The sequence below is a fragment of the Limnohabitans sp. genome, assembly GCF_017848645.1.
Taxonomy (GTDB): Bacteria; Pseudomonadota; Gammaproteobacteria; order Burkholderiales; family Burkholderiaceae_C; genus Limnohabitans_A.
The window spans coordinates 1-13,474 of record NZ_JAFEIF010000018.1 but is presented as its reverse complement, the minus strand read 5'-3'; the positions used below and the strand labels follow the sequence as shown (position 1 = coordinate 13,474).

Sequence of the window (13,474 nt, the reverse complement as noted above, 5' to 3'; positions counted from 1 at the left end):
ATCGCCAAATTTTAACGGCCCATGTCGGACCCTAGACTGACAAACAAGGTGCGCCTGCACTCAATTCTGCGCAGTGACCGAATGCACCGCCTGCCAGACCCGAAGGGCGTCCACGGTGGCCTTGACATCGTGCACACGGACCAAACGTGCCCCCCGCTCCACCGCCATCAAAGCCGCAGCTACACTGGCCGACAAGCGCTCCAAAGGTGGGGGAATAGGCCCATCCTGCGCCAACACCGCCCCCAAGGACGACTTTCGGGACCAGGCAGCCATCACAGGACGATCCAGCGCCATCAAGACCGATTGACGGGCCAGCAATTCAAAGTTCTGAACCACGGTTTTGCCAAAGCCAATGCCCGGATCCAGCACCAATCGGGCCGCATCAACGCCTTGCGCCACCAGGCTTTGCTGGCGCGCTTGCAAAAACTGATGAACGGCGCTGACCACATCACCGCTCATGGTCTGCAGCTGCATGGTCTGCGGGTCCCGGTGCATGTGCATCAAGCACACCCCACACGATGGATGGGCCGCCACCACACGCTCGGCACCGGGCTGCCGCAAAGCCCAAATATCGTTGACGATGTCCACACCCAAGTCCAGCACCACCTGCATCACCTCGGGCTTGTAGGTATCCACCGAGATCGGCACCTGCCAGCGCACGGCCTCGCGCAAAAAAGGCATCAAACGCGCCAACTCCTCGTCCAGCGGCACCGCTTGGGCACCGGGCCGGGTAGACTCCGCCCCCACATCCAGAATGCCAGCCCCTTCACGCAGCAGCAGCTCAGCATGCCGCAAGGCCTGCGAGCCCTGTGCGTGCTGCCCGCCATCCGAGAAAGAGTCAGGTGTCAGGTTCACGATGCCCATGACGCAAGGGCGCGAAAGGTCCAGTTGAAAACGAGTGGTTTGCCAATGCATGCAGCAAGCGACTTTCAAACAAAACAAAAAGAAAAAACGATTGAAAACGGGGCCCGCAGGCCCCGTTGTCTCATTGGCAAGTCAACGCCCGATCAGGCCGCTGTCGTGGCGGGTTCAGGCTGGACGACTGGAGAGCCACCACCGCTGTTGCCGCCAGAGGGGGGCGTGCGGGGGGTAAAGTCCTTGGGCGGCAAGGGATCGCGGCCCGCCATGATGTCGGCGATCTGGTCTTTGTCGATGGTTTCCCATTCCAGCAAGGCCTTGGCCATAGCGTGCATCTGAGCGCTGTGTTCCTCAATCAAACGACGCGCCAGGCTGTACTGCTCGTCGATGATGCGGCGCACTTCCAAGTCGACCTTTTGCATGGTGGCCTCGCTCATGTTGGTGGTCTTGGTGACCGAGCGGCCCAAGAACACTTCGCCTTCGTTTTCGGCATACACCATCGGGCCCAAGGCATCGGTCATGCCGTAACGCATGACCATGTCGCGGGCAATGGAGGTGGCCCGCTCGAAGTCGTTGCTGGCACCCGTGGTCATCTGGTTCATGAAGACCTCTTCGGCAATACGCCCACCAAACAGCATGCTGATTTGGTTGAGCATGAACTCCTTGTCGTAGCTGTAGCGGTCCTTCTCGGGCAAGCTCATGGTCACACCCAGGGCGCGGCCACGGGGAATGATGGTGACCTTGTGCACCGGATCGCACTTGGGCAGCAAATTGCCGATGAGGGCGTGCCCCGCTTCGTGGTAAGCCGTGTTGCGGCGCTCTTCCTCGGGCATGACCATGCTCTTGCGCTCAGGGCCCATCAGGATCTTGTCCTTGGCCTTTTCAAAGTCGACCATCTCCACCACGCGGGCATTGCGACGCGCTGCCATCAAGGCCGCCTCGTTGCACAGGTTGGCCAGATCGGCACCGCTCATGCCGGGCGTACCACGGGCGATCACCGCCGCGTTCACGTCCTGGCCAATCGGGACTTTGCGCATGTGCACGTTCAGGATTTGCTCACGACCACGGATGTCGGGCAAGGTCACATAGACCTGACGGTCAAAACGGCCGGGGCGCAACAAAGCAGCGTCCAGAATGTCCGGGCGGTTGGTGGCCGCCACAACGATCACACCCAGGTTGGTCTCAAAACCGTCCATCTCGACCAGCATCTGGTTGAGGGTTTGCTCGCGCTCGTCATTGCCACCACCCAGGCCAGCGCCACGCTGGCGACCCACCGCGTCGATTTCGTCAATGAAAATGATGCAAGGCGCGTTCTTTTTGGCGTTTTCGAACATGTCGCGAACGCGGGAAGCACCCACACCCACAAACATCTCGACAAAATCAGAGCCAGAAATGCTGAAAAACGGCACTTTGGCTTCGCCAGCGATGCTTTTGGCCAGCAGGGTCTTACCTGTTCCGGGAGGCCCCACCAACAGCAAACCACGGGGAATGCGACCGCCCAGTTTCTGGAAGCGCTGAGGGTCCTTCAGGAAGTCAACCACCTCTTTGACTTCTTCCTTGGCTTCGTCGCAACCAGCCACATCGGCAAACGTGGTGTTGTTGTTGTTTTCGTCCATCATGCGCGCCTTGGACTTGCCAAAGCTGAAAGCACCGCCTTTGCCACCGCCTTGCATTTGGCGCATGAAGTAGACCCACACACCAATGAGCAAGAGCATGGGGCCCCAGCTGACCAGCAAGGTCATGAGCAAAGAGCCCTCCTCGCGGGGCTTGACATCGAACTTGATGCCGCTGCTGATCAAATCACCCACCAGACCGCGGTCCAGGTAAGTGGCGGTGGTCTTGATGCGGCGGTCATCGACCGTGACAGCCAGGATTTCAGTACCGCCAGGGCTCTCGGAAATCGTGGCGCTCTTGATCCGGTTGCTGCGCACCTCTTCCAAAAAATCAGAGTAACCAATGGCGTTCGCACCAGCGACACCACGGTTGTCAAATTGCTTGAACAAGGTGAACAGCACCATGGCAATCACCATCCAGACGGCAATTTTGGAAAACCAGGGGTTATTCAAGAGAGACTCCAATCGAAAAAAATGACTGTCACCATTCTAGGCCTGCCAGAAGCCCTGGCGACACAAGCAAGGGGTTTTGGCCCTCTAAAAGCTCGGAATTAAGGCATCAAGCCCCATGAATCAGGCCCATGCCCACCAAAAAAGTCTCCGAAGACTTGTCCCGGGAGGATTTGGGCTTGATCGGCTTGACCACCTTGAAGGTCTCCTTGAACATCTTGACGATCTGGCTGTAGCCGCTGCCGTGAAAGACCTTGACCACCAAGGCGCCCTGCGGCTTCATGTGGTTTTGTGCAAATTCCACGGCCAGCTCGATCAAATGCTGGACCCGCGCCGCATCTGACGATTCGATGCCGGACAGGTTGGGGGCCATGTCGGACACCACCACATCGGCCTGCCTCCCTTGCAAGGCCGCCTCCAGCAAGGCGGCGACTTCGTTTTCACGAAAATCCCCCTGAATGAACTGCACCCCCTCCACCGGGTCCATGGGCAGAATGTCCAGCGCGATGATGCTGCCGTTGAGCTCGCCCACGGCCGCACCATCAGGGGACAAGCGGCGGCGCAGGTACTGACTCCAGGCACCCGGCGCAGAGCCCAAGTCCACCACCAAATGGCCGGGACGGATCAGGCCTAGGGTCTCGTCGATTTCCTTGAGTTTGTAAGCCGCCCGCGCCCGGTAACCCTCTTTCAGGGCCAGTTTCACGTAGGTGTCATTCACATGGTCGTTCAACCAGGCTTTGTTAACCTTTTTACTTTTGGTTTTGACTTTCATTCTTTTGCGTCCTTGCGGGGATAATACGGGGATGCCCCAAATACAACTCACACCTGCCGAGCGCAAAGTTTTTCGCGCCGATGCCCACCACCTTGATCCGGTCGTCATGATCGGCGGCGATGGCCTGACCCCTGCGGTCGTCAAGGAAACCGAAGCGGCCCTGAACGCCCACGGCCTGATCAAGATACGCGTGCTGGGCGATGACCGCGCTGCACGCGAAGCCATGTTCGCGCAACTGGCCGATCAACTCAGCGCCGCGCCCATCCAGCACATTGGCAAACTGCTGATCCTGTGGCGCCCACAGCCGGACAAGCTCAAAGCTGTCGATGAAGACCGCAAAGCCGGCCCAAGAGACTTCAAGATCCTCAAATACAGCTCACGCGGCGGTCAGCGCCCCGAGGTCAAAACCGTTCGTGTGCTGGGCAACCAGCGCCTGGCCGCTGGCGGCCAGATCAAACGGGCCAAGCCCAAGCAAAAATCGGTCAAAAAAGGACGCCAGGACTGAAGGCTCCGGTTTCAATGACAGCGCCCCCACTTGGGGGTGACACCACCCACCAAGGCCGCCAAACAGCGGCCTTTGTTTTGGCTCAAACGTAGGATACGCCCACAATTTCGTAGCGGCGCACGCCACCCGGCGCTTGCACTTCGGCCACATCGCCCTCTTCCTTGCCAATCAAGGCGCGTGCAATCGGGCTGCTGATGTTGATCAAGCCCAGTTTCAAGTCGGCCTCGTCCTCGCCCACGATCTGGTAGGTCACGGCCTCACCCGAGCTCTCATCTTCGAGCTCGACGGTGGTGCCAAACACCACGCGGCCCCCCGCATCTACCGACGCCGGATCAATGATCTGCGCGGCCGAGAGTTTGCCTTCGATTTCCTGAATACGGCCTTCGATGAAGCCCTGACGGTCTTTGGCCGCATCGTATTCGGCGTTCTCGCTCAGGTCACCCTGGGCACGCGCTTCGGCAATGGCCTGGATCACGCCGGGGCGGTCCACCGTTTTGAGGCGGTGCAACTCGTCCTTGAGTTTTTCAGCACCTCGTTTGGTGATCGGGATGGTTGACATGTTCGGTTCTCCAAAAGCAAACCGCCGAGCTTTGGAACTCGGCGGTCATTGACGCCATTATGCCTTGCACCCCATCAGGGGTGCAGAGCGACAGGCTGGGGATCAGGCCGCCAGTTGCGCGTGCATTTCCTGGATGGAAATCACGTCCAGCTGGTCCATGTACTTCATGCCCTCGACAGCCGCTTCCGCGCCTGCGATGGTTGTGAAGGTCGTGACGCGGTTGAGCAAGGCCGAAGTGCGGATATGGCGCGAGTCGGCGATCGCATTGCGGCGCTCTTCGACCGTGTTGATGACCAGCACCACTTCGTTGTTTTTGATCATGTCCACGATGTGCGGGCGACCTTCGGTCACTTTGTTCACCGTGGCACAGCTCACCCCAGCTTCGGCCATCGCGTTGGCTGTGCCTTTGGTGGCGACCAACGCAAAACCTTGTGCAACCAACTGACGTGCCACTTCGATGGCACGCGCCTTGTCGTTGTTTTTCACCGAGATGAAGACCTTGCCCGAAGGCGTGCCGTCGGCTTTGGTGGGGCGTGGCAACTTGGTGCCAGCGCCCAATTGGCTCTTCACAAAGGCTTCGCCAAAGGTTTTGCCCACGCCCATGACTTCGCCTGTGGACTTCATCTCGGGGCCGAGAATCGTATCGACGCCAGGGAACTTCACGAAGGGGAAGACGGCTTCTTTCACGCTGAAATACGGGGGTGTGACTTCTTTCGTGATGCCTTGCGAAGCCAGAGTCTGGCCTGCCATGCAACGCGCCGCCACCTTGGCCAACTGGATGCCGGTGGCTTTGGAGACATAAGGCACGGTGCGTGACGCGCGGGGGTTGACTTCCAGCACGTAGATCACGTCTTGGCCGTTCACATGCTGGATGGCAAACTGCACGTTCATCAAACCCACCACGTTCAAGGCACCGGCCATGGCGGCCGATTGGCGCTTGAGCTCGTCCACCGTGGCAGCCGACAGCGAGTAAGGCGGCAAGGAGCATGCCGAGTCGCCGCTGTGCACACCGGCTTGTTCGATGTGCTCCATCACGCCACCGATGAAGGTCTTGCCTTCGGGGTCGCGCAGGCAGTCCACATCGCACTCGATGGCGTCGTTCAGGAAACGGTCGAGCAGCACAGGGGAATCGTGCGACACCTTGACCGCTTCGCGCATGTAACGCTCGAGGTCACGCTGCTCGTGCACGATTTCCATGGCGCGGCCACCGAGCACGTAGCTGGGGCGAACGACCAAGGGATATCCCAAAGCAGCCGCTTTTTCCAAAGCTTCTGGCTCGGTGCGCGCTGTGGCGTTAGGGGGCTGACGCAGTCCCAAGTCTTGCAGCAATTTCTGGAAACGCTCACGGTCTTCGGCCGCGTCGATCATGTCAGGGCTGGTGCCGATGATGGGCACGCCCGCAGCTTCCAGATCCAAAGCGAGCTTCAAAGGCGTTTGGCCACCGTATTGCACGATGACGCCTGTGGGCTTTTCCTTGTCGACGATTTCAAGCACGTCTTCCAAAGTGACGGGCTCAAAGTACAAGCGATCCGAGGTGTCGTAATCGGTCGACACGGTTTCGGGGTTGCAGTTGACCATGATGGTTTCGTAACCGTCTTCGCGCATGGCCAAGGCGGCGTGCACGCAGCAGTAGTCAAACTCGATGCCTTGACCGATGCGGTTCGGACCGCCACCTAAGACCATGATTTTCTTGTTGGTGGTGGGTTCGGCTTCGCACTCACCGTCGCCATTGCCCTCGTAGCACGAGTACATGTAGGCGGTGTCGGTCGAGAACTCGGCCGCGCAGGTGTCCACGCGCTTATAGACGGGGCGGATGTTCAGGGCATGACGACGGGCACGCACCACGTGCTCGGTGGTTTTGAGCAACTTGGCCAAGCGGCGGTCCGAGAAGCCCTTCTTCTTGAGCGCACGCAACTCGTCGGCCGTGATGGCTTCGAGTGTGGTGGTTTCCAGTTCCAATTCGATCTTGACGATCTCTTCGATCTGCACCAGGAACCAAGGGTCGATCTTGGTCAAGGCAAACACCTCGTCAACACTCAGGCCCATGGCAAAGGCATCGCCCACGTACCAAATGCGCTCAGGACCGGGCTCGCCCAGTTCTTTCTCGAGCACTTCGCGGTCTTGGGTTTTCTCGTTCATGCCGTCCACGCCAACTTCCAGACCGCGCAGGGCTTTCTGGAACGACTCTTGGAAGGTGCGGCCCATGGCCATCACCTCGCCCACCGATTTCATTTGGGTGGTCAAACGGCTGTCGGCCGTTGGGAACTTCTCGAATGCAAAACGGGGAATCTTGGTGACCACGTAGTCGATCGATGGCTCAAACGAGGCTGGCGTGGCACCGCCCGTGATGTCGTTGCGCAACTCGTCGAGCGTGTAGCCCACAGCCAACTTGGCTGCCACTTTGGCAATCGGGAAACCCGTGGCTTTGGAAGCCAAAGCCGAGGAGCGCGACACGCGGGGGTTCATCTCGATGACGACCATGCGGCCGTCTTTGGGGTTGATCGAGAACTGCACGTTCGAGCCGCCCGTGTCCACACCGATTTCACGCAAAACGGCCAAAGAGGCATTGCGCAAAATCTGGTATTCCTTGTCGGTCAGCGTCTGGGCTGGGGCCACGGTGATCGAGTCGCCCGTGTGCACGCCCATGGGGTCCAGGTTTTCGATCGAGCACACGATGATGCAGTTGTCCGCTTTGTCGCGCACCACTTCCATCTCGTACTCTTTCCAGCCGAGCAAGGATTCTTCAATCAGCAGCTCGGTGGTAGGCGAAGCCTCCAAACCGCGCTTGCAAATGATCTCGAACTCTTCAGGGTTGTAAGCAATGCCGCCGCCCGTACCGCCCAAGGTGAAGCTGGGGCGGATGACTGTTGGGAAACCCAAGGTCTTTTGCACGTCCCACGCTTCTTCCATGCTGTGGGCAATGCCGGAGCGGGCCGAACCCAGACCAATCTTGGTCATGGCGTCCTTGAACTTCAAGCGGTCTTCGGCTTTGTCGATGGCCTCGGGTGTCGCGCCAATCAGCTCGACCTTGTACTTTTCGAGCACGCCGTGGTGCCACAAGTCCAAAGCGCAGTTCAGCGCAGTTTGGCCTCCCATGGTAGGCAAGATCGCATCGGGGCGCTCTTTGGCGATGATCTTCTCGACGGTTTGCCAAGTGATGGGCTCGATGTAGGTCACATCGGCCGTGGCCGGGTCGGTCATGATCGTGGCAGGGTTGCTGTTGATCAAGATGACTTTGTAGCCCTCTTCGCGCAAAGCTTTGCAAGCCTGCACGCCGGAGTAATCGAACTCGCAGGCCTGACCAATGATGATCGGGCCCGCGCCAATGATGAGGATGCTTTTGAGGTCGGTGCGCTTTGGCATGTTATTTCGCCTCCATCAGTTTGATGAAGCGGTCAAAGAGGTAAGCAATGTCGTGCGGGCCAGGCGACGCTTCGGGGTGACCCTGGAAGCAGAACGCAGGCTTGTCGGTGCGGGCCAGGCCCTGCAAGGTGCCGTCAAACAAGGACACGTGTGTGGCACGCAAGTTGGCGGGCAAGGACTTTTCGTCCACCGCAAAGCCGTGGTTTTGGCTGGTGATGGACACGCGACCTGAGTCGAGGTCTTTGACGGGGTGGTTGGCGCCGTGGTGGCCAAACTTCATCTTGAAAGTTTTCGCGCCGCTGGCCAAAGCCATGATCTGGTGGCCCAGGCAAATGCCAAATGTGGGGATACCGGTTTCAATCAACTCGGCCGCCGCCGCAATCGCGTAGTCACAAGGCTGTGGATCGCCAGGGCCGTTGGACAAGAAGATGCCGTCTGGTTTGTGCTTGAGCACTTCCGCCGCAGGCGTCTTGGCAGGGACCACAGTCACTTTGCAGCCGCGCTCAGCCAGCATGCGCAAGATGTTTTTCTTCACACCGAAGTCGTACGCCACCACATGGAACTTGGGGGCGGTCTGCTTGCCATACCCGGCACCCAGTTGCCATTCGGTTTGGGTCCAGTCGTAAGGCTGGGCCACGGTGACTTGTTGCGCCAAATCGAGACCCGCCATGTTGGGGGCCGCCTGGGCTGCGGCAATCGCCTGGTCAATGACCGCTTGGGTGACCTCTTGACCTTTGGCCAGCCCCACAATGGCACCGTTTTGGGCACCCTTTGTGCGCAAGATGCGGGTCAGTTGGCGGGTGTCGATGTTCGCAATGGCGACCGTGCCGGCATCCACCAGGTAGGACGACAAGGTTTGGCTGGAGCGGAAGTTGCTCGCCACCAAAGGCAGGTCTTTGATGATGAGGCCTGCGGCATGGACTTTCTCGGATTCGATGTCTTCCACGTTGACACCGTAGTTGCCGATGTGCGGGTACGTCAGGGTGACGATCTGCTGGCAATAGCTGGGGTCAGTGAGGATTTCCTGGTAGCCGGTGAGCGAGGTGTTGAACACCACTTCGCCGACGGTGGAGCCGGTGGCTCCAATCGAGTTGCCGATAAAGACCGTGCCGTCTGCAAGCGCCAGGATGGCGGGCGGGAAGGTTCCCTGAAGAGACAAAAGCACTGGGTTCTCCGGAATAGTTCGGGTACGCCTCAGCACTCACCAGAGAGAGATCTCTTTTTGGCTGCTTGTTCGAGGAATGGGCCTGGGATGGACTGTGGCGTACAGGTTGATGCGGGAAAGCCTCTCATTATAGCTGAGGACTGCTAGTAAACCCTGACAAATCAAGCCCTCAGCCCCTTCGGCCAAACCGCAAATGGATCAAGGACCTGACGTGGCGCTGGCGTGCAAGCAAATGGCCGCTGCCGTGGCCACATTGAGCGATTCTTCGCCACCCGGCTGGGCAATGCGCACCTGATGATGGGCCGTGGCCATCAGGCTGGCGCTGACGCCCTGCCCTTCGTGCCCAAAGACCCACGCACACTTTCGGGGCAAATTTCCCGCTTGCAGCAAGGCGTGCAAAAAAGGCCCTTCGTGAGAGCTGGTGGTGAGCAAAGGCACCTGCAAATCTGCCACATCGGCCTCGCTGAGCGCTTCCACCAAGTGCAGACCAAAATGCGCTCCCATGCCCGCACGCAGCACCTTGGGCGACCACAAGGCCGCCGTGCCCTTGATGGCCAACACTTGGCGGTAACCGAAGGCCGAGGCACAACGCAAGATGGCCCCCACATTGCCCGCGTCCTGCAATCGGTCCAGCACCACTGTGGCGGCATCTGGCAACACTTCTTGGGCCGCCTGCCAGGCCACCACAAAACCCACGCGGGCCGGTGACTCCAGGCCACTCAAGCTGGCAAACAAGGCATCGGGCACCACAAAGGTCTGATCGGTCAGTCCCTGCCACTCATCGCCCTGCTCGGCTTGAAACGACTCGGTCAGCACCACCTGCAGCGGACGCACACCGCGCTGCAAGGCGGCGCGGCACAGGTGATCGCCTTCCAGCCAGAACTGCCCCGCCTTGCGGTAAGCCGTGCTGTCCTGGGCCAAGCGCCGCCAGGCTTTGAGCTGTGGGTTGTCCCGCGAGCTGATCGGTTTCATCGCACACTCCTGGCCACCGGGGCAAATGTCATGCGGTGGCAGGCCGCTGGGCCATGGGCTTGCAAAGCGGCCAAATGCTGGGCTGTGCCGTAGCCTTTGTGCTGGTCAAAACCATACAGGGGGTACTGTTGGTGCATCACTTCGCACAAACGGTCGCGGTGCACCTTGGCCAAAATCGAAGCGGCCGAGATGGCGGGCACCAGCGCATCGCCTTGGACGATGGCTTCGGCACGAATCGACAAGGTGGGCAAGCGGTTGCCATCGACCAGCACCAACTTCGGGGGCAAACGCAAAGCCTCAACGGCCCGCTTCATGGCCAGCAAAGTGGCTTGCAAGATGTTGATTTGGTCAATTTCCTGCACGCTGGCCTCGGCAATCGCAAAACACAGGGCCCGCGCCCGGATCTCGTCAAACAGGGTTTCACGGCGTTTGGCTGTGAGTTTTTTGGAGTCGTTCAGGCCTTGAATGGGATTCAAATCGTCCAGGATCACAGCAGCGGCCACCACGGGACCCGCCAGAGGTCCGCGACCGGCCTCATCCACGCCCGCTGTCAAGCCAGAAACATGGAAATGCAAAGCGGATTGCTTAGCGAGAGAGGACTTTTTCGAGGGCATGGGTCGCAAGTTTTGCAGTGTCGCACTGCAAGTTCAGGTGCAATTGTTCAAAACGGGATTGCAAAGCATCCACGCGCTCAGGTGCAGACAACCAATCCATAGAAGCCCGAGCCAGGGCTTCGGGCGTGCAACGGTCCTGCAAAAACTCGGGCACCACAAAGTCCTCGCTCAGGATGTTGGGCAAACCCACCCAAGGCTGAAGCTGTTGGCGCTTCATGATTTGCCAGCTGAGCCAGTTCATGTGGTAGCCAATCACCATGGGCCGCTTGAACAATGCCGCCTCCAGCGTGGCCGTGCCGCTGGCGATCAAGGTCAGGTCACACGCGGCCAAGGCGGTGTGCGACTGCCCCGCAAGCAGCTGCAACCCCGGCACACCACCTTGCGCATCGATGAGCGCCTGAATGCGGGGCTGCAAGCTGGGGATGGCAGGCAAGACAAATTGCAAGGCCGGGTTTTGTCGCTGCATGATTTGGGCAGCCTGGACAAAGCGGGGCGTCAGGTGTTCAATTTCGGACTGCCTGCTGCCGGGCAAAACCGCCACCACAGGCCTGTCTGCATCCAGACCCAGAGCTTGGCGGGCTGCCAATCGGTCCGGGTGCATGGGAATCGTTTGTGCCAGTGGGTGACCGACATAAGTGGCCGCTATGCCCGCTTGGGCCAACAAGGCGGGCTCGAAGGGAAAAATGCACAGCATGTGGTCCACGCTGCGCCGGATCTTCTCAATCCGCTCAGGGCGCCAGGCCCAGATCGAGGGGCACACAAAATGCACCGTGGGGATGCCTGCGGCTTTGAGCCGAGCTTCCAGATCGAGGTTGAAATCGGGCGCATCCACCCCGATGAACACGTCGGGCGGCTGGGCCAGCAAACGCTGACGCAACTGGTCTCGAATGGCGACGATGCCCCGGTAATGGCGCAGCACCTCGACATAACCCCGCACGGCTAACTTTTCGTGTGGCCACCATGCCTCAAAACCTTGGGCCAGCATCCGTGGCCCACCAATACCCACGCCACGCGCCTGTGGCCAGCGCGAGTGCAGGCCCTGAATCAGCAAGCCCGCCAGCAGATCGCCCGAAGCCTCTCCGGCCACCATGGCAAAGGACAAAGCCCCCGCAGGGGCTTTGGTCAGGGGCGAATCTGCGGGCTGTGTCAACGCACGATCCCGCGCTGAGGTGAGGCGGCTTGCAAAAAGCCCAGCATCATGTCCACATCAGGCTGGGCCTCGGGCTTGTCGACGGCCAAAGCGGCAATGCGGGCCATGGCATCACCGAGCGACAAGCCATCACGGTAAAGCGCTTTGTGCATGGCTTTGACGGCACTGATGCGTTCGGCCGAAAAGCCACGGCGGCGCAAGCCTTCAAAGTTCATCGAACGCGCTTGTGCAGGCTGGCCTTGCGCCATCACAAAAGGCGGCAGATCGGCAAACAGCAAAGAGTTCATGGCCGTGAAACTGTGCGCCCCAATGCGGCAGAACTGGTGCACCACGGTGAAGCCGCCCAGGATCACCCAATCGTCGACCACCACATGGCCTGCGAGTTGCGTGTTATTGGCAAAAATCGTGTGGTTGCCCACTTGGCAATCGTGCGCCAAATGCACATAGGCCATGATCCAGTTGTCGTGGCCCACCGACGTCACAGCCCGGTCGCCAGGCGAGCCGATGTTGAAGGTGCAAAACTCGCGGATGGTGTTGCGGTCTCCGATCACCAACTCACAAGGCTCGTTGTTGTACTTCTTGTCCTGGGGCACTGCACCCAAGGAGCTGAACTGGAAAATCCGGTTGTCGCGGCCAATCGTGGTGTGGCCCTCGATCACGCAGTGGCTGGCCACAGTGGTTCCTGCACCGATGCGCACATGCGGCCCGATCACGGTGTAAGGCCCCACGCTCACCGACGTGTCAAGCTCAGCCCCAGGGCTGATGATGGCCGTAGGATGGATTTGGCTCATGGTGCTCAAGCCTGTGGAATTTTCCGCATGGTGCACATCAACTCGGCTTCGGTGGCAATCTCGTCGCCCACCTTGGCGCGTGCCTTGAACTTGAAGATGCCGGCCTTCATGCGGTCGAGCTCCACCTCCAGGATCAGCTGATCGCCAGGCTCCACCGGGCGCTTGAAGCGTGCACCATCGATGCCCGCAAAGTAATACACGGTCTGATCATCGGGTGTCTCACCCAAGGTGTCGAAAGCCAGCAAAGCAGCCGCCTGGGCCAGGGCTTCGAGCATCAGCACCCCCGGCATCACCGGGCGGTGCGGAAAGTGCCCCTGAAAGTGCGGCTCGTTGATGGACACGTTTTTCAGCGCCTTGATGCGGACGCCTTTTTCGAGTTCAAGCACGCGGTCCACCAGCAAGATGGGGTAGCGGTGCGGCAGCTGTTTGAGAATTTTGTGGATGTCCATCATGGTCATGTTTCCTTGTTATTTTGAATCTCGCTCTCCAGCGCCTTGATGCGTTCACGCAAGCGGGAAAGTTGTTTGAGGCTGGCGGCGTTCTTTTCCCAGTTGGCATTGCTGTCCAAAGGGAACATGCCGGTGTATTGCCCCGGCTGCAATATGGACCGGGTCACCACAGAGGCCGCTGAAATGTGCACATGGTCGGCCAGCGTCAAGTGC

12 protein-coding genes and 1 pseudogene are annotated in these 13,474 nt (G+C 59.6%); 1 reads left to right on the top strand and 12 read right to left on the bottom strand.

The window, feature by feature from the left end:
• Positions 1 to 60: 60 nt before the first annotated feature.
• The 3 genes from folP to QZ190_RS04525 all read right to left on the bottom strand — a co-directional run bounded on the left by folP (position 61) and on the right by QZ190_RS04525 (position 3,693).
• A complete protein-coding gene (gene folP, locus QZ190_RS04535; RefSeq protein ID WP_291913993.1) occupies positions 61 to 915 on the bottom strand; it encodes a dihydropteroate synthase in 855 nt (284 codons plus the stop codon).
• A gap of 92 nt (positions 916 to 1,007) precedes the next feature.
• Positions 1,008 to 2,924, bottom strand: coding sequence for an ATP-dependent zinc metalloprotease FtsH (ftsH, locus tag QZ190_RS04530; RefSeq protein ID WP_291913990.1), 1,917 nt, complete (start codon positions 2,922 to 2,924; stop codon positions 1,008 to 1,010).
• 106 nt (positions 2,925 to 3,030) lie between these two features.
• Entirely contained in the window at positions 3,031 to 3,693 is a 663-nt protein-coding gene (locus QZ190_RS04525; RefSeq protein ID WP_291913987.1) for an RlmE family RNA methyltransferase, read from the bottom strand.
• A 31-nt stretch (positions 3,694 to 3,724) separates the two neighbouring features.
• Here QZ190_RS04525 and QZ190_RS04520 point away from each other — a divergent pair, with 31 nt between their 5' ends.
• Positions 3,725 to 4,198 carry a YhbY family RNA-binding protein gene (locus QZ190_RS04520; protein ID WP_291913984.1) on the top strand — a complete coding sequence of 158 codons (474 nt, stop codon included), beginning with the start codon at positions 3,725 to 3,727 and terminating at the stop codon, positions 4,196 to 4,198.
• An 82-nt stretch (positions 4,199 to 4,280) separates the two neighbouring features.
• Here QZ190_RS04520 and greA read toward each other — a convergent pair whose 3' ends face one another.
• The 9 genes and pseudogenes from greA to QZ190_RS04475 all read right to left on the bottom strand — a co-directional run.
• Complete coding sequence (gene greA / locus QZ190_RS04515) at positions 4,281 to 4,757, bottom strand: transcription elongation factor GreA (RefSeq protein WP_053176598.1); 477 nt, start codon at positions 4,755 to 4,757, stop codon at positions 4,281 to 4,283.
• A gap of 102 nt (positions 4,758 to 4,859) precedes the next feature.
• The gene (carB, locus tag QZ190_RS04510; protein WP_291913978.1) at positions 4,860 to 8,120 is read right to left on the bottom strand and encodes a carbamoyl-phosphate synthase large subunit; all 3,261 of its coding nucleotides are present in this window, start codon (positions 8,118 to 8,120) and stop codon (positions 4,860 to 4,862) included.
• A gap of 1 nt (position 8,121) precedes the next feature.
• Positions 8,122 to 9,285: a glutamine-hydrolyzing carbamoyl-phosphate synthase small subunit gene (carA, locus tag QZ190_RS04505; protein ID WP_291913976.1), complete on the bottom strand. Its 1,164-nt coding sequence runs from the start codon at positions 9,283 to 9,285 to the stop codon at positions 8,122 to 8,124.
• Between the two features lie 198 nt (positions 9,286 to 9,483).
• Positions 9,484 to 10,257: an RNA methyltransferase gene (locus QZ190_RS04500; protein ID WP_291913974.1), complete on the bottom strand. Its 774-nt coding sequence runs from the start codon at positions 10,255 to 10,257 to the stop codon at positions 9,484 to 9,486.
• The gene (gene rnhB / locus QZ190_RS04495) at positions 10,254 to 10,871 is read right to left on the bottom strand and encodes a ribonuclease HII (RefSeq protein WP_291913972.1); all 618 of its coding nucleotides are present in this window, start codon (positions 10,869 to 10,871) and stop codon (positions 10,254 to 10,256) included. The genes QZ190_RS04500 and rnhB overlap by 4 nt, the downstream gene beginning before the upstream one ends.
• Positions 10,843 to 11,961 (bottom strand): lipid-A-disaccharide synthase, encoded by a 1,119-nt coding sequence (gene lpxB, locus QZ190_RS04490; RefSeq protein ID WP_291914139.1) that lies wholly within the window; start codon positions 11,959 to 11,961, stop codon positions 10,843 to 10,845. The genes rnhB and lpxB overlap by 29 nt, the downstream gene beginning before the upstream one ends.
• 56 nt (positions 11,962 to 12,017) lie before the next feature.
• Positions 12,018 to 12,812, bottom strand: a complete 795-nt coding sequence (lpxA, locus tag QZ190_RS04485) for an acyl-ACP--UDP-N-acetylglucosamine O-acyltransferase (protein ID WP_291913970.1) — start codon at positions 12,810 to 12,812, stop codon at positions 12,018 to 12,020.
• Positions 12,813 to 12,817: 5 nt separating this feature from the next.
• Positions 12,818 to 13,264, bottom strand: coding sequence for a 3-hydroxyacyl-ACP dehydratase FabZ (fabZ, locus tag QZ190_RS04480; RefSeq protein ID WP_062407802.1), 447 nt, complete (start codon positions 13,262 to 13,264; stop codon positions 12,818 to 12,820).
• Positions 13,265 to 13,266: 2 nt separating this feature from the next.
• Positions 13,267 to 13,474 (bottom strand): annotated as a pseudogene (locus QZ190_RS04475) (UDP-3-O-(3-hydroxymyristoyl)glucosamine N-acyltransferase); the annotation flags it as partial.